The following is a 22,709-nucleotide window of genomic DNA, read 5'->3' as shown; positions in this document are numbered from 1 at the left end:
ATCACCTCAAAGCAAAAACACTTCCTTTAAAGTTGCAAATAAAATTAAACAACTCTTCTTCAGCCAAAAAATTCAAAAACAAAAAATTATTCCCTCTAACTTTACTCAATGCAAAAAATAATTCGGCCCTATTTTTAAATTCAAAAATATCTTTATCCTTTAAAAAAGGATATTCTATACTTAATGAGCTTAAAAAATTCTTTTTTTCTGCAGGAATAAAAAAGAAGATATCCTTGGGATAAGAATTATAGACCTTAAAACTAAAATCTAAAACCTGCCTATCGTGTTCACACCCTTCAAGGATAACTAAGTAATGATTAATTGGTTTCTCTCCTTCTTCCAGAAGGAGCACGCTTCCACACCCTTTTTTTAAGAGCTGGGTAGCAGTGGAGCCCACACAAAAAAAACCCCTCTTACTCCAGCCTCTTTTACCCAAAATTACCAGATCCCCAGATGTAATCTGGTTTAACAAAACCTCTTCCCCATTACCTTGCACTTTTGCCAGGTGCAAATCTGAAACTTCTCCTTGCCCCAAAAACTTACGCACCCTCTCCTCTTTAAATCTCACTTCCTTTTGCCAAAAAAAATCTTCTCTTTGGACTTGAAAGGAGAAAAAACGCACCTCTCTAGCATATATTTTCTGAGGCAATAAGGAAGGTTCTTCGATATAGACAGGCTTTACTTCAGCTGAAAAAATCCTTGCCAGCCACTGCCCAAACCTTAGAATCTGCCAGCTTAGCTTGGAACCATCCAATAAAAGCAAAAGGCGTTTAATCCTCTTTTCCATCCCCTTCCTTTCCCTGAAGCTGCCTGGCCAGCTCCTTTCTTCTTTGAGCAAAAAACTCCAATTTTTCCTGAACCAAGGCATTAAAACTTCCTCTGGCAAACCCTTCTCCCTCTATACTTTCTCCTGCTGGTAGGCCAGTAAAAAGTTCTATGGCTTCATCAATAGATTCTATAGCATAGACCTTAAACTTACCTTCTTTTACTGCTTCCACTACTTCTTCTTTTAACATCAAATGCTTAACATTGGCCCTGGGAATAACCACACCCTGGTCTCCAGTAAAACCTCTTTTCTTACAAAGAGTAAAAAAGCCCTCAATCTTTTCATTTACTCCCCCAATAGGTTGAATCCTGCCCTTTTGGTCCACGGAACCAGTAATGGCCAAACCTTGCTTTAAGGGCACTTCAGCTATAGCTGAAAGCAGGGCCAAAAGCTCTGCAGCTGACGCACTATCTCCTTCTACGCCTGAATAGGATTGTTCAAAAACCAAGGTAGCCTTTAAGGATAGAGGGTTGGTTTTAGCATAACGCGCTCCCAAAAAAGAACTCAAAATCATTACTCCTTTGGAGTGAATAGGCCCTCCCAATTTCACTTCTCTTTCAATATCAACCACTTCTCCCTCTCCCAAACGCACATTAGCAGTGATTTTACTTGGCCTTCCAAAGGAAAAATCACCTAAAGAGATAACAGAGAGACCATTAATCTGCCCAATGGCCTCTCCTTCTGTTTCTATAAAAATAATATCCCTTAAAATGGCTTCCAGCACCTTTTCTTGATGGCGATTTACTCTAAACTCTCTAAATTCTATGGCCTCCAGGACATCTTCTTTTTCCACTTCTTCTTTGTTTTTACTTTTGGCCAGAAAAGAAGATTCACTTACTAAATCACTTACCTTTCTTATCTCTGCACTTATTTTTTCCTTATCTTCAACAACTCTTAAGGCATATTCCATAACCTTAGCTATGGCTTCGACCTTAAAGGGAAGTAAGTTATTCTTCTTAATTATAGAAGCTATAAGTTTAAGATAATAATTAATATTTTCTGCATCAAAGGGTAAAGATTCATCAAAATCAGCTATTATCTTAAACAGCTTGATAAAGTCAGGGTCATACATTTTTAAAAGATAAAACAGATAAGGAGGAGCAATAAGAATTATTTTTACCTCTAAAGGAATGGGTTCTGGTTCTAAAGAAACTGTACTTATTAAAGAAAACTTTTCAGCTAAATTCTCAATGCGAATTTGGGCAGATTTTAAACACCTCTTCAAGGCTTCAAAACTGCCTGGATTTAACAAAAGCTGCTCCAAATCCAGGATTAATACGCCTCCATTGGCCTTATGTAGTGCTCCTGGTTTTAAAAGGTGAAAGTCTGTAACCAGAAAGCCCATTTGTTGGATATGCTCTATTTTCCCCACCAAATTCCCCAGACTGGGATTATCTTCATAAATTACAGGCGCGTGGCTTAAATGGGAGTTATCCACTAACACATTGACTAAATAGCGTCTGAAAAAAGAAGAGTTCTTACTCTCTTCACTTTTTAAAGGCACAGGCATTTCTTCTTGCAGGGCAGCTTTTTTTTGCTCTTCTAAAAAAAACAGGGCTATATTTTTGACCATATCTGCTTCTACTTTTTCCAGATAAGCAAGGACCTGTTTATTCTGGGCAAACTTTTCTTTTAGTTCATCTAAAAGATGTTTAAGTGTAAACTTGGCAACCTCTTGATTTAATTGTTTTATTTTCTCTCTTACTTCCTGTTGCCACCTGGGAATCTTCTGAAAAAAACGCTGGGCCTCCTTTTGCATTTCTTCCAGATGTTGTTCAAATACTTCTCTTTCCTCTGCAGGAAGGCTTTCAAACTCTTCTGGAGTAAGGGCTTTGCCTTCTTTTAAGGGGACAAAAACCAGACCCTGGGGAGTTCTCATTAAAGAGAGGCTTCTTTCTGCAGCCATTTGTTGCAAGCGCTCTATTTCTCTTTGTTGTTTTTCCCTTAACTCCTGTTCCAGGGCATCTTTTTGGGCTTGGTATTCTTCACTTTCAAAGGCGCTACGCAGATTACTTTTAGCATTTTCAATAAAAGTTTCCATGGATTGGGCCAGAACCTTCCCTTCCCCAGGCTTTAATTTTAAGTACAGGGGATTAAAGGGCTTTTCAAAGTTATAGACATAACACCAATCCCCAGGATTTTTTTTCTCTGCTGCCCACTTTTTAGCTACAGACTTAACTAAGGTATGCCTTCCTGTACCTGGCACTCCTGTAACTACTATATTATATCCAGGAAGCTCTATTCTCAGCCCAAACTCCAGGGACTTACACGCCCTGGGTTGTCCGGGTAACAAAATCACATCTTCTGCTTCCAGCTCTTGACTGCTCTTTATCTTCAGAGAAGCAGGGTCAATGGTCCTTCTCAATTTTTCTGGAGGTAGGGCTAATAAAGACATTCTTCTTCTCCTAAGATTTTTATTTTTATCATTTTTTTAAGCTAAGAAAAATAAAAAGTAAATGTTTCTTTTTTTTAAGAGGCTATTTTCTTTTTTTCCTTTAGAGAAAAGGTTGACAGATTTTTTAAAAACACATAAACAGTCTTTCTTCAGTTCAAGGAGAGGTAAGGAAAATGAAAACCTATAGTCCAAAGCCACAAGAGATTTCTCGCAATTGGTATGTAGTGAATGCCGAAGGCAAGACCTTAGGTCGTTTGGCCACAGAGATAGCAACAAGGCTCAGAGGTAAACATAAACCAGAATTTGCCCCTCATTTAGATTGTGGGGATTTTATTGTGGTGGTAAATGCTGAAAAGGTAAGCGTTACTGGTCGCAAACTAGAGCAGAAAAAATATTATTGGCATACAGGTTATCCAGGTGGTATTAAAAGCAGAACCCTGGAAGAAATGCTGGCTAACAAGCCAGAAGATGTCATCTTAAAAGCAGTGAAGGGTATGCTTCCCAAAAATCGCTTGGGAAGAAAATTGTTAAAAAAACTAAAAGTTTATAGAGGTGCAGAGCATCCCCATACAGCCCAGCAACCTCAAGCATTAGAAATTTAATACACGGAGAAGGTTATGAGTGTAGATTTCTTCTATGGAACAGGCAGAAGAAAAACATCTGTGGCAAGAACCAGGCTCTATAAAGGTAGTGGTCAGATTATTGTCAATGGCCGTCCTTTAGAAGATTATTTTCCTCGCCCCACTTTGCGTATGATTGTTAGACAGCCTTTAAAGCTGGTAAAGCTGGAAGACAAGTTTGATATCAAAGTAAATGTAGATGGCGGGGGTATGACTGGTCAGGCTGAGGCTGTTAGGCACGGCATAAGCAGAGCTTTATTGGACTACGATCCAGAATTAAGACCTATTCTTAAAAAAGCAGGATTTTTAACCCGCGATCCTCGGGCCAAGGAAAGAAAAAAATACGGACAAAAAGCTGCCCGAGCCAGGTTCCAATATTCAAAGCGTTAATTCATCTTCGCCTCCCCTTTTTACAAGGACAGGGCTCTGTTTTAAGGGCTCTGTCCTTCTTTTTTTCTTTAAAAAGTGTCTTTACAGAAGACCAATTTCCATTTAAAAATTTAGATTTGGCCTTAAGACCAATGGAAACCCCATAACCAACAAATTCAAATAACAAATAAGATGAGTGAAAAAATAAGACCCCATTTAGTTTTTGCTGATGATGAAGGCAATATCTATGACCATCCCCACCTACTCATGCTGGTTAGAAGGGGAAAAGAATGGGGACTGCCCCGTCCAGATGAACTTATAGAGCTTCCTCCAGAAAGCTCTTTATACTTACTTCCCCAAAGAAGGGCTTTGGGGTTAGACCCTGATAGTGGTCAGGTGGAGGTTTTAGAAGAAAACGCAGTAGCTGCCTTTGTTTCTCCAGGTTATACCCTCTCTGGAGTATGCGCCTTTTTAGAAGAAAATCCCCAAAAACCTCTACCCTTATTTGCTTATGGAGCAGTAGGCTTTTATCAGGACAAATTTTACGTAGCAGCAAAAAAGGTAGATAAGGACCAGCGTCAGGTGTTTTTAAATATCCCCAAGGAAAAGATTGCTCAGGGAGCAAGACAACTTTTACAACTTTTACCCCAAAATAGACTTATCCAGCATCTAACGCGCTGTGCCCTTACCTATTCCTGTCCTGCAGCCAAAAACCTGGCCTTGGGGCGCTTTGAAGCCCCTTTGCCCACAGCCCAAAGGTGTAATGCCCGGTGTATAGGTTGTATTTCCTTACAACCAGAAGATTCTGGCTTTCCAGCCACGCAAAAACGCATTAGTTTCAGGCCTAAACCGCAAGAAATTGCTGAAGTAATGGAAATACACGCCAAAAGGGCTAAAAACCCTATTTTCTCCTTTGGTCAGGGTTGTGAAGGTGACCCCTTGACTGAATGGAAAATCATTACCAAGGCCATAACCCTTTACAGAAAGAAAAAAGGGCACGGCACTATCAATATAAATACCAATGGCTCTATTCCAGAAGCAGTAGAGCCTTTAGCCAGAGCAGGTTTAACTTCGTTTCGCATCAGCCTAAACTCTGCCCAAGAACAATACTATCTACCCTACTATAGGCCCAATTACTCTTTTGCTCAGGTATTAGAAACCATAAAAGAAGCCAAAAAACATAATCTTTTTGTTTCCTTAAACTATTTATTTTTTCCTGGATTTAATGATACCGAACAGGAAACAGAAGCTCTCTTGGATTTGTTAAAAACTTATCAGGTAGATTTTATTCAACTTAGAAATTTAAATCTCGACCCCAATCTTTATTTAAGCCTTTTTCCCCAATTTAATAGCCCCAGCCTGGGACTTCATAACTTCTTAAAGAGAATAAAAAAAGAATGCCCCTGGATAAAATTTGGTTATTTTAATCCTTACCTGGGAAATTAAAAAACAATTTCTACCTTTTCTTCCTCTTTTTTATCTAAAGAAAGAACTTGCCCTATCTCATAACTATTTAAGTCAAAGGCCTTTAAACGCAAAATAATATCTTCCTTTAGTTCGGGATTGACAATCAAAATATATCCTATACCACAATTAAAAATACTGGCCATTTCTTCCCAGCGCAACTTTCCTTCCTCTTTTATCCACTCAAAAACAGGTAACTTAGGGAAGGCATTAAAATCAATACGCACCTTAACCCCTTTAGGCAAAACCCGTGGGATATTGTCGTAAAATCCACCGCCAGTAACATGGACCATGCCTTTTATTTCCATATCTCTTAAGATATTTAACACTGGCTTTACATAAATCTTGGTAGGCGTAAGTAAAACTTCCCAGACCTTTTTCTCTGTGCCCGGAAAAGTGTCCTCCTTTTTCAGCTTGGATTGAGACAACAGCTTTCTTACCAGAGAAAAACCATTGGAGTGCAGGCCTGAAGATTCAATGCCAATTAAGACATCTCCCTGGCGAATCTTAGAGCCATCTATAATTTTATCATAATCCACCACTCCCACACAAAAACCAGACAGGTCATATTCTCCGGGTCCATAAAAATCAGGCATTTCAGCTGTTTCCCCACCCAGGAGGGCACAGCCGCTTTCTTTACAACCTTCCACTATCCCGGAAATAACAGCTTCTGCCTTCTCCACTTCCAGGTGGCCTGTAGCAAAATAATCCAGGAAAAATAAAGGTTTAGCTCCTTGAACCAGGACATCATTGACACTCATGGCCACCAGATCAATACCCACGGTATGATGAAGGTCAAACAAGAAAGCCAATTTTAACTTTGTACCCACTCCATCTGTGGCACTTACCAAAATGGGCTCTGAATATTCTTCTGTATTTAACTTAAACAGCCCCCCAAATCCTCCCAAATCTGTAAGTACTCCTTTGGAAAAGGTAGAAGCAACCTTTGTTTTTATTCTCTGCACAAATAAATTTCCCTTTGCTATATCTACGCCAGCCTGGGTATAAGCCTTGGTTCGCTCACTCATTTAAATTTTCTCCTGGTTCACTTTTTGCTTTTTTTTATTGGTAAAAAATAAGTCTACAAAACAAGCACATTTTTGACAAGGAGGAAAATATGAAGGTTGTTAGCTGGGTTATGACACTCATAGGTTTTATTCTAGTTTTATCTCTAGCCCCGGCTCAAGATAAGCCCCAGGAAACCAATCCCCCTCAACAGGGAATAATTTTTCAAGAAACTCCCTCTGAAAGCTCTCTTAAGGTAATTTCTCCAGAACTGGAAAAAAACAGCACCAATAAATATTTTATAATTCAACCAGAGATAAACTTACCTGACCAGGACTAATTTCTCTCCCAAAAGGGCCAATTCTGGAAACCAGATAAGAAGCAAAATAAGTAAAAGATAACAGGGAATAAACAAAAATATACCTTTAAAAATTCTGGTCATGGGGACTTCCTTGGCCATAGAAGCTACAATAAAGGTATTGATTCCCACTGGAGGGGTAACAGCCCCTAAGGTAGTGACCACAGTGATAAATACGGCAAACCATACCGGGCTATATCCCAGAGAAGTGGCCAAAGGGAAAAAGATGGGAATGGTAATAATTAAAAGGGCCAGGGCATCCATAACTGCTCCACCCAGGATATAAATAAGGGCAATAAAAAACATTATCATCCCACCAGAAAGTTTTAAACCAGCTACAAACTGAGCCAGTTCATAGGGAAGCCTGGTTATAGCCAAGAAACGGCCAAAAATAATAGCTCCCAAAAGTATTACCATAATCATGGAACTGACTTTTAGAGTATCTTCTACAGACCTTTTAAACCCTTCCCAGGAAAGCCGTTTTCTAAGGAGAGCTATAAGCAAAGCAATAAAGGCTCCTACTCCGCCTGCTTGAGAAGGAGTAAAAAAGCCAGCTAAAAGACCTGTCATAACCAGAGCAAATAAAACCACCATTTCCACAGAGCCGCGTAAAGATTTAAACTTTTCTTTCCAGCTCACTTTAGAGCCACAAGGTGCCAACTCTGGTTTTAGCCAACACAAGATAAAGGTCGCCAGCATAAAAATCAAAGTAAGCAAAATTCCCGGGAAAAAACTGGCCCAAAAAAGTACGGCTATGGACTGGCCGGTTTGTAAACCAATAATAATTAAAACCACACTGGGAGGAATAACCACTCCCAGAGTAGCACCTACAGCCACACTAGCAGTGGAAAGTAAAGGGTCATAGTTAAATTTTTTCATTTCAGGCAAAGCCACAGTGCTCATAGTAGCTGCAGTAGCAGTATTAGAGCCACAAATAGCTGAAAACCCTGCACAGGCCAAAATAGTGGCGTGTACCAAACCACCCTTTACCTGGCCCAGCCACTTATAAGCTGTATCATAAAGGCGCCTGTTTACCCCTGCATAAAAACAAATCTGTCCCATAAGAATAAAAAGGGGAATCACTGTAAGCCCATAGGAGGAAAAGACTTTCCAGCATTCATCCGCCAGCATACTGGAAGCTGCCTTAAAATTTACCACCAGGCCAAACCCCAAATATCCAATTATGGCCATGGCAAAACCTACAGGCAATCTAAGAACAAAAATAACTAGCAAAAGTAAAACTATTCCCCAAAGACCAATGCTAAAAAGACTCACTCTTTCCCCCTCAAGCAAATTAAAAACTGTGCTCCCAGATTTAAGACCAAGAGAAACACCCCTACCCCCACAATAAGGACAAAGGGATAAAAAATAATATTTAAAGTTTGAGACAATTCTTCAAATTCATAAAGAGACCTGGCAAGTTCCAGCAGTTTAATTCCCAGGACAGCAAAAAAAACCAGGGCTAAAAGCAAGGAAAGGGCCTGTAAAAACTTACCAGTGCCTTTTCCCCAAAAGCCATCCAAAAGGGTGACCCGAATGTGCCCATCCTGGGCCTGAGTTGGGCCCAGGGCCAAACCACTCAGGATGGCCCCACAAAACCCCAATAATTCAAAAGCACCCTTTACAGGATAGCCCAAAAAAGTAGACAAGGTATTAAAAACAGTTAAAAAAAGCATAAACAAAAGCACACTGCCTGCTAAAAAAAGGCTTACTTTATTTAAAGAATTAAGCCATTTTAATCTATGCATTTAATACCCCATGGCTTCATATTTGGCTTTTAATTTGTACACATCTTCTAAAATCTGCTCTGCAGGCAACCCCTTGTCTTTTGCCCTTTGTTTCCAGGATTCAATCAAAACCTGCAATTTGTCCTGCACCATCTTTTGCTCTTCTGCTGGCAAAGTAAAAATCTGGAAATTATATTTGGACCTGGCATAATCCAGAGCCTCTTTAATATGCTCATCCATATATTTTCCTGTCCAGAGGGCCTGTTCCCGTCCCAAATCCTCCAAAACTTTTTTTACATCTGCAGGTAAACTCTCCCACTTATCTTTGTTCATCACCACTGCAAAGGGATAGACCTGAAAATCAGTCTGCGTACCATAGGGTAAGTAAGCCGCAAAATTGAGGTCTTTTAAAACTTCAAAAGAGGTTAGCAATCCCTTGGCCACACCTTTTTGAATAGCCTCAGGAGTTTCAGACATGGGCAAAGCCACTGGAGAGCCTCCTAAAATTTCTACAATTTTACCCGCTGCACCAGAGGCCCGCACCGTCATCCCCTTAAGGTCACTTAAACCTTTAACCGGAGATTTGGTCATTAAATTGGAAGGAGCAGAAGTAAACATGGTCAGGACTTTTACCTTGGCAAATTCTTGAGGTTGATATTTTTGGAAAATATCCCACAAAACCAAACTGGCAACCTTTGCCGACTTAAAGCCCACAGGAAGCTCTGCTACTGTAGTCAAAGGAAACACTCCAGGTTGATAAGACATAACCAAACACCCTATATCTGCCTGTCCGGCAATAACCCCTCTAAACATATTTTTGGCCCCCAGAAGCGTACTCCCGGGATAGGTTTCAATAATAACTTTGCCTTTAGTCCGCTTTTCCACTTCCTGCTTATAACGCTCCATCTGTACACAGGGAAAAGTAGAAGCTGGAGGGAAATTGGCATAACTGAGCTTTATAGGACCAGCTTGCCCGGGCAAAATCCAGGCCAAAACCAAAAAGAAACTCAACAACACTCTAAACATAAAATCGCCTCCTCTAAAAAATTAGTTTAAAAAAAAAGCCGCAAGGTTTTTACCTTGCGGCCTGAAAAGCAACCCGTTTAAATTATTATTCTACAAGGCCCCTTTCAGACCGCAACATATCCTGCTACGCCACCACCAAAAACCTGTCCAAGAAAAATCCAGAGCTGCGGTCTGAAAGTTTAGTTTTTTCATAAGAATTTTTTAGCCTTTTTTCTATCTAAAAGTCAACTTTAAAAAATATTTGCAACATATTAAAAAAAGCTTTTTATCCCAATAAGTTATAAAAGAAAAAAAGCTTGCTAAAATAAAGCTAGTTGGGCATAGTTTCTCTTCGTTTTTATTATTCTTAAGGTTGCTCTATGCCTATACTCTCTCTACACAATATAAATAAATCTTTTTCTGGCCAAAGGGTTTTAAAAAATATCTCCTTTGAGGTCTTTAAGGGAGAGTTTTTTACCTTGCTTGGGCCTTCAGGATGTGGAAAAACTACTATTTTGCGCCTGATTGCTGGTTTTGAAACTCCTGACAGTGGAGAGATTATCCTAGAAAACCAGGTCATAAACTCCATTCCAGCTCATAAACGCAATGTAAATACTGTTTTTCAAAGTTATACCTTATTTCCCCACATGACTGTGGAAGAAAACATTGGCTTTGGCCTAAAAATGAAAAAATTTTCTCCATCTCAAATAAAAACAAAAGTAAAACAAGCTCTCCATTTGGTAAAACTGAAAGGTTATGAAAACCGTTATCCCCACCAGCTTTCTGGCGGACAACAACAAAGAATTGCCCTGGCCAGAGCTCTAGTCAATGAACCCAAAGTCTTGCTTTTGGATGAACCCTTTTCTGCTCTAGACTATGCCCTGCGCAAGGAAATGCGCTTAGAGCTCAAGTTAATCCAGGAAAACCTGGGAATTACCTTTATCTTTGTTACCCACGACCAGGAAGAGGCCCTATCCCTTTCAGATAGAGTACTGGTCCTGGAAAATGGAGAAGTAAAACAACTGGGAACTCCCACAGATATCTATGAAAATCCCAGTAGTTTAAAAGTAGCTAAATTTGTAGGGGAAACTAACATTTTCAAAGGAAAAATTTTGCAGACTAGCGGAGAAAATGTACTCTGCAACATAGAAGGGCATGAAATAGAATTAAAAAATACAAAAAACTTTCAGACTGGAGAAAAAATAGTCTTAGTCTTAAGGCCAGAAGACATGAGTATATACTATCCTGAGGAAATCACAGAAAACAACAATCATGAATTATACTTCCCTGGAAAAATAATAAACACTGTTTATAAAGGAAGTACTTATGACCTTATAATCGAGCTTGAAAATAAAATTGTTAAAGCAACTCAATTCTTTAATGAAGACGATGAAAGTATGATTTATAAAAAAGGAGAAAAAGTGCTAGTAAGCTGGATAAAAGGATGGGAAGTTATCTTAAAAGATGAAACATAAATTTTATTTCTTCAAATATCCTTTAATATTTTGGCTCATAACCTTTGTCCTTATACCTTCAAGTGCCATTTTTGCCGTAGTTTTTTTTTCTTTTCATCCTACAAACTTTTTTTCCCTTCCCTTGACCTTATCTAATTTTAAAAAATTATTTGAATTACACTTTGTACAAATATTTTTAAACTCCCTTTTTCTAGCTGGAGGAGCTACTATTATAAGCTTGCTTTTAGGTTATCCCTTTGCCTTTATCTTATCTTGGCTTACTCCTAAAAAGAAAAAACTGGCCCTATTTTTTATTATTCTTCCATTCTGGACCAACTCGTTAATTCGTACCTATTCTTTAGTATTACTTCTGGGCAAAAAAGGATTTTTTAACAATTTTCTCCTCGCTTTGGGAATTGTTAATACTCCTTTAGAACTACTCTACACCAAAATAGCTGTCTTTATTGGCCTGGTTTATACCCTGCTACCCTTTATGATTCTGCCTATTTATTCCTCTTTTGAAAAAATGAATAAAAAACTTTTGGAAGCTGCCAGAGACTTGGGAGCCAGTTCCTGGAATGTATTTTTTAGGATTATTCTGCCTTTGACCAAGTCAGGTATATATAGCGGCTGCTTACTGGTTTTTTTACCAGCCCTGGGAATGTTCTATATTCCAGACATCCTGGGAGGTTCCAGAGATATTTTATTAGGAAACTTTATTAAGGACCAATTTCTTTTTACCCGCAATTGGCCCCTGGGAGCTGCTGCCAGTCTAGTTTTAAGCTTAATTATGATTGTGCTAAGCACTCTATTTTTCAAAGAGAAAAAAATAAAGTTTGTCCATGAATAAAAAGAAACTATTTTCAACCCTTTACTTATTTTTAATCTACGCTTTCTTATACATCCCTTTAATTTTACTCATCATCTACTCTTTTAACCAAAGTAAATTTTCCCTTTTTTGGAAAGGCTTTTCGCTCAAATGGTACCTTTCTCTTTTTCATAACAGTTTTTTGCTAAAGTCAGCTCTAAATTCTCTTATTTTAGCAACTACCTCAGCTACTCTAACCACCCTTCTATCCCTTATAGGCTCGCTGGGTTTAAAATATTCACCTAAGGCCAATAAAAATTTCTGGTTGGCTATAATCAATCTAGCTTTGGTTTCTCCAGATATTATTATTGGTGTTTCCTTACTTATTATCTTTACTTTACTTCAATTAAAGTTAGGTTTCTTTACTATTTTACTTTCTCATTTAACTCTCTGTTTGCCCTTTGGGGTGATTACCTTTTTAAGTACTCTAGAGCACTTTGACTTTAATCTCTTAGAAGTAGCTCAGGATCTGGGAGCCTCAGAAATCAATGTGCTTCGCTACATATTTTTGCCTTTACTTTGGCCAGCAATTTTATCTGCCTGGATTTTGAGTTTTACTCTCTCTTTAGATGATGTGGTTATAAGCTTTTTTACCACTGGGCCCCAATTTGAAATACTACCTTTACGCATTTATTCTATGGTAAGGGTGGGTATTAAACCAGAGGTAAATGCCTTATGTACTTTATTGATTATTTTAACCTTTATTTTTGTAGGCTTAGCTCACTTTTTACTAGAAAGGAATATTAAAGGAGGAAAAAGAACATGAAAAAAATCATTTTAACTTTGCTCTTTACCTTTTGCTTACTTATTAACATAGCCCAAGCAAAAGAACTTTATTTGTTTAACTGGTCAGAATACATACCAGATGAAGTTCTAGAACAATTTACAAAAGAAACAGGAATAAAGGTATACTTGAGCACTTATGATAGTAATGAAGCCATGTATACTAAAATAAAACTGGTAAAGGGAGAATATGATTTAATTGTGCCTTCTACCTATTTTGTAGAAAAGATGGCCAGAGAAGGCCTTTTAGAGCCCATAAATCATAAACTAATCCCCAATTTAAAAAACATCTCTCCTAAATTCCTAAACCAGTCCTTTGATCCTGAAAATAAATATTCAGTACCTTATATGTGGGGAAGTACTGCTGTTTGCTACAACAGTGCCAGGCTGGGAAAAGGTTATATCAAAAGCCTCAATGACCTCTGGAATCCAGAACTAAAGGGAAAGCTTTTACTTCCCAATGACGTAAGAGAAGTGTTTGGCTTGGCTCTAAAAAAATTGGGATACTCTATTAATGAAACCAACCCCAAACACATTGAAGAAGCCTATTTAGAACTTAAAAAACTACTTCCCCTGGTCAAGGTCTTTGATTCTGATTCTCCTAAACACGCCTTATTAAACGAAGAAGTTTTAGTGGCAGTTACCTGGAGTGGAGAAGCCTTTATTGCCAACTCTGAAGACCAAAACTTCCTCTATGCTTATCCTAAAGAAGGCTATTCTCTCTGGATGGATAGTTTTGCCATTCCCAGGGGCGCTAAAAATGTGGAAAATGCTCATAAGTTTATGAACTTTATTTTAAGGCCAGACATTTCTGCTAAGATTTCCCAGGAAATGGGGTATGCTACTCCCAACCAGGCAGCTATAAAATTGCTACCTCCTGAAATCCAGAACAATCCTATTATTTATCCCTCCCAGGAAGAATTAAAAAGGGGAGAATTTCAAACAGATGTGCAAGATGCCCTCTTGGTTTACGAAAAATACTGGAATGAATTAAAAAACAACTAAAAAAGGGGGCTTTAAGCCCCCTTTAAATTTTTATCAACTTATAGCTTCTTGTGCCTAAGCCTATTTGTTCAGCATATTCCAGAAGATATTTACCCTGGGTCTTGGGATGAATGGCTTGAAAAACATCCTCTTTTTTCACTAATTTTTCTGCATACTGGCTAAAGGGATTATAACTGGCCTTATTGACCAAATCCCAGGCAGCCTGATCCAGAGCTACTGGGTCATAAGAAGCCAAAATTCCAATATCAGGGCACAAATTGGCATCACTAAACCCCACGCAGTCACAATCAGGAGTTACATCCTTTACAAAATTTAAGTGCAAAAGGGGTGCTGAAAACTGGGAAACCACCCCCAAAACATATTCAGCCATACGCTCCAGAAAAACTTTTACATCTACCTTCCAATTGACCTCCAGAGCACCAGTTTTACAGGCCAGAAAGCAAGCTGCACAACCTGTGCACTTTTCCTTCTTTAAAGCAACCTTCTTATCCTCTAAAGTTAGGGCCTGGCTCTGGCACACCTGAACACATTCTCCACAGCCAACACATTTTTTTACCTCCACCTTGGGACCAAAACCACAATGTTGTTGCATTTTACCCTTTCTGGTAGCACAGCCCATGGCCAGATTTTTTAGGGCCCCACCAAACCCGGCAAGCTCATGCCCTTTAAAGTGAGCCAGATTAATTAAATAGTCTGCTTCTACTATATCCCCGGCCAAAAAAACCTCTTGAAAGTGTTTTCCTGCCAGGGATACTTTTTTTTCATTCTGGCTTTTTAAACCATCAGCAATAATAATAGGTGCACCCAGAAGCAAGGGGTCAAATCCATGCCTGGCTGCTTGCATCAAGTGGGATACAGCTTCTCCCCGTTCCCCCACATATAAGGTATTGGTATCAGTCAAAAAAGGAAGAGCGCCAGTTTTTTGTACAAATTCCACAAGGGGCTTTACCCACAAGGGAGCAATAAAGCCTGTAACGCCCTTTTCTCCAAAGTGAATTTTCAAGGCCACCAATTTTTTGCTACCTAAAAATTTAGCCACTTCACAGTTCTTTAAAAGCTTTTTTATTTTTTGCTCATAGGTATACTTTCTAGAAGTCCTAAAATCCCAAAAATATACTGAACTGGCCATAATCACACTCCTCTAAAAATAAAAAGGGATGAAAGTAAGTTACTTTCATCCCTGAAAAAAGTAAATGCCTGCAGGGAATTTAAAAGGAATAGCCTACACTAACTCCCACCAAATGGGCATTTCCATCTTTAAACTTGCCATCATAGACATGATCACTAGTTCTACCATCCACATCTCTATCTTCATACATAAGGTAGTTATAGGAAAGGTCAATGGTCCACTTATCTAGCTTAAAGCCAGTTCCAAGTCCAAAAATGTGTCTGTTATTAGCTGGTAAGATATAATCCACATGTTCATCAGGAATAGGCGACTGGTCATAAATATAACTGGCCCTTAAATCCACCATTTCATTTAAACTATACTCCACCCCAAACTGAAAACGCCACACATCCTTCCAGTCCTTTTTAGATGAAGATTGTGTAGCCAAGGGGGTAAGTTTGCTAATCGAACCATCATACTTTATGGTCAAAGCATCATAGGTACTTCACCTGGTATAAACCACATCTGCTTCCACACTTAACTTTTCGGTAGGATAAACAGCGATACCTAAAGTAAAGGAGTCAGGTAATGTGATACTTCCAGTAGCATCCTTATCATTATAATAAGTATTGTCTGTAAAATCTATTCTACCCCTTAACTGTTGCTCCACCTGACTTTTATAGGTAAAACCAAGCCTTAACCACTCAACAGGCTTATAGTGTAAACCCAGATTAAAACCATAATTTACACTATCTCCCTTAAGATGTGCATCTGTACTACCAATAGGTCCTTGAGGATAGGTATATTTTTTTTGCTGGAACTCAAAATACATGGCTTCCAGGCCCACAGCAAAGGAAAGTTTATCGGTTAATTTTACAGCCACACTGGGAACAATAGAGTAGGAAACAATAGAAGCATAATAGGAATTATAACGACCAGCCCAGTCTGAAGGAAAGTCTGTAGCCAGACCAAAGCGGGTATATTCACCCACCCCAATCCAGTAACGGTCATTTATCTGATGAGTCAGGTAAAAATGAGGGGGAAAGAAAATGTTGTTGTTTTCATTAGTAGTACCATAACCTTTGGCCTCTACCTTCATATCTGGAGCAATAGCAGTAACACCAGCCATAAAATGGGTTCCTTCCAGTTGGGTCATGCCCGCAGGATTAAAGGCAACAGCAGAAGCATCATCAGCCCTACCCACCAAAGTGCCTCCCAGGGCATTACCCCTGGCACTCCATTCATAAAGGGCAAATCCTGCACCATAACTTACTCCGACCAAAGCCAACCAAAAAATCAACAAAAACAAACTAACTTTGCGCATACCAACTCCTTTAAACAATTTTTGACAGAATAAGCACCTTAGATTAGCCACAAAAAAAACTCTGGGGCAAGAAATTTTTATTTTTTTAAATAGAAACTAAAAAGTTTTATTAACACTAAAAATAGACCCCCTTAAAAACATTAACAATCCCTTTATCTCAGGATAAGATAAAACCTATGACCAACCCCAAAAAACATCAGCTAGAGGTAAAAAATTTAAGCTTTGGCTATGAAGATAAAAAACTTTTGCAAAACATCTCCTTTTCCCTTGTGCCTGGGCAAATAAAGGGAATTTTGGGGCCCAATGGCAGTGGTAAAACCACTCTTTTTTTCTGCTTAAGTGGCTTTTTAAAGTACAAAGGACAGGTTCTTATTCAGGGGCAGGAAGTACAAAAACTCCCCTCGAAAAAAAGGGCCTTGCTTCTATCCCTGGCTACGCAAAACCCTGCCTTTCCAGAAATAAGAGTTAAAGATTATCTTTTACTTGCCAGATTTCCCTATCTTTCCTTTTTAGGACAATATAGAAGGGAGGATTTTCTTTTTTTAGAAGAAAGGCTAAAGGAGATGCAGTTAATAAATTTTCAGGCTAAAAATCTTGCCCACCTTTCAGGTGGCGAACAAAAACAAGTGCTTTTAGCTAAAATTTTAACCCAGGATACCCCTTTTATCCTCTTAGACGAAATAACCTCCAACTTAGACCCCAAAATATGCTTGCAAATTTTAAAACTTTTAAAACAAAAGGCAAAAGAAAAAAATAAAGCCATTCTTTTGACTTCACACGACTTAAACTTAGCAGCTCAACTGTGTTCAGAACTGATTTTTATAAAAAAGGGAAAAATTATTGCCCAGGGAAAAACTAAAGAAGTTTTTAAAACAGAAATCCTAGAGGAAGTTTATGAAACCCAATTTAAAATTTACCATCATCCTGATAATAACATTCCTCAAGCTTTGCTTGGCTTTTAAAGCCCAGGCTCTCACCATTACAGATGATCGGGGTAAAACCATTACCTTAACCAAACCTGCTTCGAGAATAGTAAGTCTTTACGGTGGAATAACAGATATCTTACTTAGCTTAAACCTGGAAAATAAACTAATTGCCTGGACCAAACAGGACCAGGCTCTTCATCCCAAGCTCACCTTTACCCAGGTAGGTACTCATTTAAGGCCTTCTTTAGAAACCATTCTAAGCTTAAAACCAGACCTCATATTACAAATGGGCAAAAGGCCCCATAGTTTACTTATTGCCCAAAAACTAGAACACTTTGGATTAACTGTGGCTATTTTTGACCCCCAAAATTTTACAGAGCTTTTTCAATGCATTCATAAAATAGGTATTCTTACCCAGACAGAATCCAAAGCCAAAAAGCTCATTCAAAAACTTAAAGCCCAGTTAGAAAACCTACAACCAGTGCCATCCCAAAAGCGTCCCACTGTATTTTTTGAAGTGCGCTATCCCAATTTACTGGGTGCAGGGAAAAAATCCTTTGTCTCAGAAATAATCTTTATGGCTGGAGGTCAAAATGTTTTAAATCACCCCAAAAAATTGGTACACCTAAACCCAGAGGTACTTTTAAAATTAAATCCAGATGTTTATATTGTGCAGGTAGGGCCCATGAATCCTGTTTATCATCCTCTGGCCAACAGGACCTTTTATCAGGACTTAAAAGCAGTAAAAAAGAAAAATATCTTCTTGGTAAAAGAAGAAGAATTTTCTCGGCCTGGACCTAATACCATCCAGGCCGCTATAAAATTACATAATTTTTTAAAAGAAAAGAGACTTATTCCCCAAAACTAGTCTTCGTGCTTATGGTCGTGATAAATAACTTCTCCAGTTTCTGGATCATGTTCGTGATCATGCTCATGGGGATGAGAATGCACTATATCTCCATGGGAATGTTCGTGTTCATGAATAAAGGTTTTACCTTTTGATTCTTTACCTTGACCACATCCACAATCTTTACACATACTTTCCTCCTTCTAAAAAATACTAGAAGCGTTTAACTTATTTACTACAAGAAGGCAACTATCAGCTTTTCTTCTCAAAGCTACTTTTTTAAAAAGGCATTTTATTTGCGAAAAATAAATAAAAGCAAGCTCAATACCACACTTAAAAGTAAACAGGTAACCCAGGGAAAATAAAAGGTAAAATTACCCCTTCTCACCACAATATCTCCAGGCAGTTTACCTAAAGGAAAGGAAATTTTATCCAGTCCCCACAGAAGTAGTCCCAGCAAAATTAAAAGGACTCCGCCCAAAATTAAAACCCTGGCTAGCTCTTGTCCCCATCCGGACATAAACCTTCCTCCAGAAAAAATTGTGGAATTATACTATCACTTAAAAGCAATCCCGGCCTTGTCAAGCGAACATATCCCTTTCTAAAGCTAATCAGTCCCTTATTATACAATACTTCCAGACTCTTTTGAAAAATTTGGGTAAAATTTAAGCCAATTTTTTGTCTAAACTTTTTCAGGCTTAGGCCCTTACAGGTTCTAAGAGAAAGCATAACCATTTCATTTACTTCTTTTATTCCTTCTATGCGTTCTACCTTTAAACCTTTAAAACCTTGCTCGACCTCCAGGGCATATTGCTTGATGTTGGGAGGATTTTGCCACCTTTTTTGACCTATGGTAGAAACTGCTGAGGGACCCAGCCCCAGAAAATCTGCTCCCTCCCAATAGCCCACATTGTGCTGGGCATTGTATCCCATGCGAGCATAGTTGGAAATCTCATACTGCAGATAGCCAGCACTCTCCAGATACTCTGCACCATAAAGATACATTTTAGCCACTTCTTCCTCTAGAGGCCAGAGATAGTCCTTTTCTTTTTCTGCAAAATAAGTCCCTGGCTCCAGAGTAAAACCATAACAGGAAAAATGCTCTGGCCTCAAACTAACTCCCATTTTTACTTCTTCCAGCCACTTACCTACACTCTGGCCGGGCAAGCCAAACATAAGATCAAAGTTTATATTTTTAAATCCAGTCTGGCGCAATAAGTAATAAGCCTTTCTACTTTCTTTAAGCGAGTGAATCCTGCCCAGAAGTTTTAAGTTTTCTTCTGTAAAACTTTGAATTCCCAGACTTACCCTATTTACTCCCAATTGATACCAGCCTTTAACTTGCTCTTTTTTACAAGATTCTGGATTGGCTTCTAAAGTAAACTCAATAGGAGAAGGAACTTTAAAATAATGATGAATTTTTTCCAGGACCTGCTTAAGAAAGGAAAGGGAACATAAAGAAGGAGTGCCACCTCCTAAGTAAATGCTCTCAATTTGCCTGCTTCCCAAATTTCTGGCCCAAAAATCAATCTCCTGCAAAAGAGCCTGCTCATAGATTTCAACCATCTCAGGCACCAAAACCTGAGAATAAAAGGCACAATACTTACACTTTTGGACACAAAAGGGGAAATGAATATAAAGAAGCATGCAAATAAAAATTAAGAATTAAGTTCTTTGGCGTATCTTTCTACTTCACTATACAAACAACCACAATACTGCTGACGATAAATACCCATTTTTTTACTTTGCTCTTGTCCTATACTCCAGCCTTCACGAAAGTCATAATAGTAAAAATTTACCTTGCTCCCAGTACGCATATCTAGAGCCAAATCTTTTATCAAGTTATGTTTTTGAAATTTACTATAAAGTAAAGTAGTAGTAAAATAGTCAAACTTTCCTCTTCTAGCAATATAAAAAGACTTTTCCAATCTTAATTGATAACAATAAAAACATCTATTGTTTTCTCTAAAATTAACCAGCCTAAAATATTCTTGAGGATTATAATCCTTGTCCAGGCACAGATATTTTATATCAAAATACTTGCAAACTTCTATGAAAGCATTTCTTCTTTGTAGGTATTCTGTTAAAGGATGAATATTGGGATTATAAAAAAGGGCAAAAATCTCCCAACCTTTCTCCTTTAAGACCTGAAAAGGATAAATAGAGCAGGGACCGCAACAGCAATGAACTACAATCCTCACCTATACAGCCTCTATTATAATTTTGACTTTAAATTTATCTTCCAAACGCAAAATATTTTTTTTCTTGTTATTTAAAAGATATAAAGCCAGTTGGGCTGGAAACTTAAAATTTATCTCTTCTTTAGGGTGCTCTTTTCTCAAGGTGGTATAGATTTTCTTCAAACTCAATTGAGCCTGCCATTCCAGGCTGGGAAAAACTCCTCGGCCCTGACAACAGGTGCACTTTTCCAAAGAAGAAGAAAAGGCAGAAGTGCCCAGTCTTTGTCTTACTATCTGGGCCAACCCAAAACGAGAGATGGGGATAAAATCTGTCCTGGCCTTATCCTTTTTTAAACCCTGGCGTAATACCTTTTCCACTTCTCGAATATAGCGTCTGTCTTTCATTTCAATAAAATCTACAACTATCTGCCCTCCAATATCCCTAAGTCTTAACTGTAAAGGTATTACCTGGGCAGCTTCCAGGTTCGCTCTATAAGCCATTTCCTTAAAATTTTTCTCTCCAGAGATTTTGCCAGAATTAATATCAATAGAAGTAAGCGCTTCTGTGTAGTCAAAAACCAGCCTGGCTCCGCAGGGTAAATCTATCTCCCGTGAGTAGATATTGGCTATTTCCTCATCCAGGTTAAAGCGTTCAAACAAGCTAAGCCCGCTGGTCGGCACATGTAAACGCACCAAGTTCTTTTTGCGGGGAAACATAAGCCCAATATATTCTTCTACCTGTACAGCCACCAGTTCGTGGTCTACCCAAACTTCTTCCACATCCTGGGTCAAATAATCTCTAATGGCTCGAAAAACCAAGTCCTTTTCTTCATAAAGTAGGGCTGGAGCGCTTTTACTTCTGGCCTTTTCTTTAATATCTTTCCACAATCTCTTTAAAAAATTAAAATCATGTTGCAAACTGGCCTTGGTCTGACCTTCACTTACCGTGCGTACAATAATCCCCAAACCTTCTTCCAGGCCAAAGCTCTCCACTATTTTTTTAAGTCTCTCCCTTTCCTTGGCCTTTTCTATTTTTCTGGAAACGCCTATTTCTTCTCTTCCAGGCGTAAGTACCAGGTACCTACCAGGTAAAGACAAATAAGTGGTCAAATAGGCCCCTTTGGAGCCTGTAGGCTCTTTTACCACCTGCACCAAAATCTCCTGGCCAGCCTTTAGTACTCGATGTAAGGGAGGATACTTTTGTCCAGGTAAGGGCTGAATTTCCTTTTGATAGTATTCAGGGTGCACCTCATCTACCTGTAAAAAACCATTTTTTTCTGCTCCATAATTGACAAAAGCAGCTTGTAAAGAAGCATCTATATTGTGAATTTTTCCCTTATAAATATTTCCCTTGGTCTTATCCTGGGAAATTACTTCAACATAATATTCCTGTAACAATCCCTTTTCAGTAATGGCCACTTCCACTTCTTCTTCTGGAAGATAACTAATAAACATTCTTTTTTTCATTCTTTCCCTCATTTATTTGATAATAAATTTCTTTTTCATCTCTTATCTGCATAACTTTTTTTTCTTGCAGCAACTTATATAGCATATCTTCTAACCTTGCTTTTTCCACCCCCAAAGCCTCTGCCATATCTTCTACCCTCTGGGGTCTTCTTTTTAGAGAAGCAAGCACACTAGATTCATCTATTTCCCTTTTTGAAAAAATATGAAAGTCAGCCTTAGGCTTGGTATCCTCTTTATTAAAATTCACCCTAAGATTTTTCTGCCAGTATTTTATTTCCTCTGAAGACACCCTTTGAAAAAGGTAAGCTCCAGGCCTGGTCATGGTCGTGACATCCACCCTGGCTAGATTCAACTGGGAAATAAAATCCTGCAAAGCTTTTAAGTTCTCCCTGGAATTATTGATTTTAGGCAACAAAAGCACTTCTAAAAAAATTTGTCCCTTAAAATGCTTACTTAAAGTCAATAATCCGGCTTTTATTTCCTTTAAGGTAATGTCTTTTACTGGACGATTAATTTTTTGAAACTCTTTTTCTACACAACTATCCAGAGAAGGTAAAATTAAATCAAATACTTCTATTTCTTTTAAGACCTCGGGCAAAAACAAAAGACTACTATTGGTAAGCAAGGCCAGGGGCAAATCATATTTTTGTTTTAAGCTTTTTGCTATCTCTCCTAACTGTACATTAAGGCAAGGCTCCCCACTACCGCCCAGGGTGATTACATCTGGCAAAAAAGTGTTTTGGGCAAACCAAACTTCCACTTCTCTAAGCACCTGTTCAGCCAGAACATAGGGCTTGCGTTCTAAAGTCTTTTCTTTAGTTTTACCCACTTCACAATAAAGGCAATCAAAACTACAAATCTTTTCTCCCAACAGGTCTATACCCAGAGAACGCCCCAAACGGCTGGAATAAACAGGACCAAACACATAATTAAAACTCATCAACCTCTTCCTCTTTAAAAACTTGACACAGAGAAGAC

At 38.5% G+C, this 22,709-nt stretch carries 23 protein-coding genes and 1 pseudogene; 10 read left to right on the top strand and 14 right to left on the bottom strand.

All coding sequences use genetic code 11. The features are described from left to right. Position 1: 1 nt before the first annotated feature. The gene (locus ACTCIM_RS04630; protein WP_472314103.1) at positions 2–787 is read right to left on the bottom strand and encodes a universal stress protein; all 786 of its coding nucleotides are present in this window, start codon (positions 785–787) and stop codon (positions 2–4) included. Then, positions 771–3,221, bottom strand: coding sequence for a Lon protease family protein (locus ACTCIM_RS04625; protein WP_472314102.1), 2,451 nt, complete (start codon positions 3,219–3,221; stop codon positions 771–773). The genes ACTCIM_RS04630 and ACTCIM_RS04625 overlap by 17 nt, the downstream gene beginning before the upstream one ends. A gap of 173 nt (positions 3,222–3,394) precedes the next feature. Between ACTCIM_RS04625 and rplM the strand changes: the two genes are divergently transcribed. The 3 genes from rplM (at position 3,395) to ACTCIM_RS04610 (ending at position 5,656) form a co-directional block, all read left to right on the top strand. After that, the gene (gene rplM / locus ACTCIM_RS04620; protein WP_029969074.1) at positions 3,395–3,823 is read left to right on the top strand and encodes a 50S ribosomal protein L13; all 429 of its coding nucleotides are present in this window, start codon (positions 3,395–3,397) and stop codon (positions 3,821–3,823) included. A gap of 15 nt (positions 3,824–3,838) precedes the next feature. Next, positions 3,839–4,231: a 30S ribosomal protein S9 gene (rpsI, locus tag ACTCIM_RS04615; protein WP_472314099.1), complete on the top strand. Its 393-nt coding sequence runs from the start codon at positions 3,839–3,841 to the stop codon at positions 4,229–4,231. A 171-nt stretch (positions 4,232–4,402) separates the two neighbouring features. Next, a complete protein-coding gene (locus tag ACTCIM_RS04610; protein WP_472314096.1) occupies positions 4,403–5,656 on the top strand; it encodes a radical SAM family protein in 1,254 nt (417 codons plus the stop codon). On the opposite strand, the gene purM is transcribed toward ACTCIM_RS04610, so the two are convergent. Continuing rightward, on the bottom strand, positions 5,653–6,702 hold the full coding sequence (gene purM, locus ACTCIM_RS04605; protein WP_472314093.1) for a phosphoribosylformylglycinamidine cyclo-ligase: 1,050 nt from the start codon (positions 6,700–6,702) through the stop codon (positions 5,653–5,655). The two genes, ACTCIM_RS04610 and purM, sit on opposite strands and share 4 nt — an antisense overlap. An 89-nt stretch (positions 6,703–6,791) precedes the next feature. Between purM and ACTCIM_RS04600 the strand changes: the two genes are divergently transcribed. Further along, positions 6,792–7,019, top strand: coding sequence for a hypothetical protein (locus ACTCIM_RS04600; RefSeq protein WP_472314090.1), 228 nt, complete (start codon positions 6,792–6,794; stop codon positions 7,017–7,019). Here the strand turns inward: ACTCIM_RS04600 and ACTCIM_RS04595 are convergent. From ACTCIM_RS04595 to ACTCIM_RS04585, 3 genes are read right to left on the bottom strand one after another with little or no spacing between them, the layout of a single operon-like run. Further along, positions 7,002–8,312: a TRAP transporter large permease gene (locus ACTCIM_RS04595; RefSeq protein ID WP_472314087.1), complete on the bottom strand. Its 1,311-nt coding sequence runs from the start codon at positions 8,310–8,312 to the stop codon at positions 7,002–7,004. The two genes, ACTCIM_RS04600 and ACTCIM_RS04595, sit on opposite strands and share 18 nt — an antisense overlap. Further along, positions 8,309–8,785: a TRAP transporter small permease gene (locus tag ACTCIM_RS04590; protein WP_464278518.1), complete on the bottom strand. Its 477-nt coding sequence runs from the start codon at positions 8,783–8,785 to the stop codon at positions 8,309–8,311. Before ACTCIM_RS04590 ends, ACTCIM_RS04595 begins: the two co-directional genes overlap by 4 nt. Further along, on the bottom strand, positions 8,786–9,790 hold the full coding sequence (locus ACTCIM_RS04585) for a TRAP transporter substrate-binding protein (protein WP_464278519.1): 1,005 nt from the start codon (positions 9,788–9,790) through the stop codon (positions 8,786–8,788). 359 nt (positions 9,791–10,149) lie between these two features. Between ACTCIM_RS04585 and potA the strand changes: the two genes are divergently transcribed. The 4 genes from potA (at position 10,150) to ACTCIM_RS04565 (ending at position 13,879) form a co-directional block, all read left to right on the top strand. Then, on the top strand, positions 10,150–11,244 hold the full coding sequence (gene potA, locus ACTCIM_RS04580) for a spermidine/putrescine ABC transporter ATP-binding protein PotA (RefSeq protein ID WP_464278520.1): 1,095 nt from the start codon (positions 10,150–10,152) through the stop codon (positions 11,242–11,244). After that, complete coding sequence (locus ACTCIM_RS04575) at positions 11,234–12,073, top strand: ABC transporter permease subunit (RefSeq protein ID WP_472314084.1); 840 nt, start codon at positions 11,234–11,236, stop codon at positions 12,071–12,073. The genes potA and ACTCIM_RS04575 overlap by 11 nt, the downstream gene beginning before the upstream one ends. Positions 12,074–12,233: 160 nt before the next feature. Beyond that, positions 12,234–12,857 carry an ABC transporter permease subunit gene (locus tag ACTCIM_RS04570; protein WP_464278522.1) on the top strand — a complete coding sequence of 208 codons (624 nt, stop codon included), beginning with the start codon at positions 12,234–12,236 and terminating at the stop codon, positions 12,855–12,857. Next, on the top strand, positions 12,854–13,879 hold the full coding sequence (locus tag ACTCIM_RS04565; RefSeq protein WP_464278523.1) for an extracellular solute-binding protein: 1,026 nt from the start codon (positions 12,854–12,856) through the stop codon (positions 13,877–13,879). The genes ACTCIM_RS04570 and ACTCIM_RS04565 overlap by 4 nt, the downstream gene beginning before the upstream one ends. 22 nt (positions 13,880–13,901) lie before the next feature. Here ACTCIM_RS04565 and ACTCIM_RS04560 read toward each other — a convergent pair whose 3' ends face one another. Continuing rightward, positions 13,902–15,008: a DUF362 domain-containing protein gene (locus tag ACTCIM_RS04560; RefSeq protein WP_472314081.1), complete on the bottom strand. Its 1,107-nt coding sequence runs from the start codon at positions 15,006–15,008 to the stop codon at positions 13,902–13,904. Positions 15,009–15,087: 79 nt separating this feature from the next. After that, positions 15,088–16,311: pseudogene (locus ACTCIM_RS04555) on the bottom strand (OmpP1/FadL family transporter). A gap of 176 nt (positions 16,312–16,487) precedes the next feature. On the opposite strand from ACTCIM_RS04555, the gene ACTCIM_RS04550 reads away from it, so the two are divergent. Further along, positions 16,488–17,273, top strand: a complete 786-nt coding sequence (locus ACTCIM_RS04550) for an ABC transporter ATP-binding protein (RefSeq protein WP_472314079.1) — start codon at positions 16,488–16,490, stop codon at positions 17,271–17,273. Continuing rightward, entirely contained in the window at positions 17,206–18,105 is a 900-nt protein-coding gene (locus ACTCIM_RS04545; protein WP_472314076.1) for an ABC transporter substrate-binding protein, read from the top strand. Before ACTCIM_RS04550 ends, ACTCIM_RS04545 begins: the two co-directional genes overlap by 68 nt. Here the strand turns inward: ACTCIM_RS04545 and ACTCIM_RS04540 are convergent. The 6 genes from ACTCIM_RS04540 to ACTCIM_RS04515 all read right to left on the bottom strand — a co-directional run bounded on the left by ACTCIM_RS04540 (position 18,102) and on the right by ACTCIM_RS04515 (position 22,671). Continuing rightward, on the bottom strand, positions 18,102–18,275 hold the full coding sequence (locus ACTCIM_RS04540; RefSeq protein WP_464278534.1) for a hypothetical protein: 174 nt from the start codon (positions 18,273–18,275) through the stop codon (positions 18,102–18,104). The genes ACTCIM_RS04545 and ACTCIM_RS04540 overlap by 4 nt on opposite strands. Positions 18,276–18,376: 101 nt before the next feature. Then, positions 18,377–18,604: a DUF2905 domain-containing protein gene (locus ACTCIM_RS04535; RefSeq protein WP_472314074.1), complete on the bottom strand. Its 228-nt coding sequence runs from the start codon at positions 18,602–18,604 to the stop codon at positions 18,377–18,379. Continuing rightward, on the bottom strand, positions 18,580–19,731 hold the full coding sequence (gene hemW / locus ACTCIM_RS04530; RefSeq protein WP_472314072.1) for a radical SAM family heme chaperone HemW: 1,152 nt from the start codon (positions 19,729–19,731) through the stop codon (positions 18,580–18,582). Before hemW ends, ACTCIM_RS04535 begins: the two co-directional genes overlap by 25 nt. 11 nt (positions 19,732–19,742) lie before the next feature. Then, positions 19,743–20,285 (bottom strand): epoxyqueuosine reductase QueH, encoded by a 543-nt coding sequence (locus ACTCIM_RS04525; RefSeq protein ID WP_472314069.1) that lies wholly within the window; start codon positions 20,283–20,285, stop codon positions 19,743–19,745. Then, positions 20,286–21,731, bottom strand: a complete 1,446-nt coding sequence (locus ACTCIM_RS04520; protein ID WP_472314067.1) for an Rne/Rng family ribonuclease — start codon at positions 21,729–21,731, stop codon at positions 20,286–20,288. It lies immediately after the preceding gene. After that, complete coding sequence (locus tag ACTCIM_RS04515; RefSeq protein WP_472314065.1) at positions 21,709–22,671, bottom strand: radical SAM protein; 963 nt, start codon at positions 22,669–22,671, stop codon at positions 21,709–21,711. The genes ACTCIM_RS04520 and ACTCIM_RS04515 overlap by 23 nt, the downstream gene beginning before the upstream one ends. Positions 22,672–22,709 lie beyond the last annotated feature (38 nt).

This window comes from Desulfonauticus sp. (genome assembly GCF_055126295.1).
This window is presented reverse-complemented; position numbering and strand designations above follow the sequence as displayed.

Bases quoted from the DNA above. Each gene is read 5' to 3' on its own strand.
- ACTCIM_RS04630 (WP_472314103.1), bottom strand. From the start codon at position 787: ATGGAAAAGAGGATTAAACGCCTTTTGCTTTTATTGGATGGTTCCAAG.
- ACTCIM_RS04625 (WP_472314102.1), bottom strand. From the start codon at position 3,221: ATGTCTTTATTAGCCCTACCTCCAGAAAAATTGAGAAGGACCATTGAC.
- rplM (WP_029969074.1), top strand. From the start codon at position 3,395: ATGAAAACCTATAGTCCAAAGCCACAAGAGATTTCTCGCAATTGGTAT.
- rpsI (WP_472314099.1), top strand. From the start codon at position 3,839: ATGAGTGTAGATTTCTTCTATGGAACAGGCAGAAGAAAAACATCTGTG.
- ACTCIM_RS04610 (WP_472314096.1), top strand. From the start codon at position 4,403: ATGAGTGAAAAAATAAGACCCCATTTAGTTTTTGCTGATGATGAAGGC.
- purM (WP_472314093.1), bottom strand. From the start codon at position 6,702: ATGAGTGAGCGAACCAAGGCTTATACCCAGGCTGGCGTAGATATAGCA.
- ACTCIM_RS04600 (WP_472314090.1), top strand. From the start codon at position 6,792: ATGAAGGTTGTTAGCTGGGTTATGACACTCATAGGTTTTATTCTAGTT.
- ACTCIM_RS04590 (WP_464278518.1), bottom strand. From the start codon at position 8,785: ATGCATAGATTAAAATGGCTTAATTCTTTAAATAAAGTAAGCCTTTTT.
- ACTCIM_RS04585 (WP_464278519.1), bottom strand. From the start codon at position 9,790: ATGTTTAGAGTGTTGTTGAGTTTCTTTTTGGTTTTGGCCTGGATTTTG.
- potA (WP_464278520.1), top strand. From the start codon at position 10,150: ATGCCTATACTCTCTCTACACAATATAAATAAATCTTTTTCTGGCCAA.
- ACTCIM_RS04575 (WP_472314084.1), top strand. From the start codon at position 11,234: ATGAAACATAAATTTTATTTCTTCAAATATCCTTTAATATTTTGGCTC.
- ACTCIM_RS04565 (WP_464278523.1), top strand. From the start codon at position 12,854: ATGAAAAAAATCATTTTAACTTTGCTCTTTACCTTTTGCTTACTTATT.
- ACTCIM_RS04560 (WP_472314081.1), bottom strand. From the start codon at position 15,008: ATGGCCAGTTCAGTATATTTTTGGGATTTTAGGACTTCTAGAAAGTAT.
- ACTCIM_RS04550 (WP_472314079.1), top strand. From the start codon at position 16,488: ATGACCAACCCCAAAAAACATCAGCTAGAGGTAAAAAATTTAAGCTTT.
- ACTCIM_RS04545 (WP_472314076.1), top strand. From the start codon at position 17,206: ATGAAACCCAATTTAAAATTTACCATCATCCTGATAATAACATTCCTC.
- ACTCIM_RS04540 (WP_464278534.1), bottom strand. From the start codon at position 18,275: ATGTGTAAAGATTGTGGATGTGGTCAAGGTAAAGAATCAAAAGGTAAA.
- ACTCIM_RS04535 (WP_472314074.1), bottom strand. From the start codon at position 18,604: ATGTCCGGATGGGGACAAGAGCTAGCCAGGGTTTTAATTTTGGGCGGA.
- hemW (WP_472314072.1), bottom strand. From the start codon at position 19,731: ATGCTTCTTTATATTCATTTCCCCTTTTGTGTCCAAAAGTGTAAGTAT.
- ACTCIM_RS04520 (WP_472314067.1), bottom strand. From the start codon at position 21,731: ATGAAAAAAAGAATGTTTATTAGTTATCTTCCAGAAGAAGAAGTGGAA.
- ACTCIM_RS04515 (WP_472314065.1), bottom strand. From the start codon at position 22,671: ATGAGTTTTAATTATGTGTTTGGTCCTGTTTATTCCAGCCGTTTGGGG.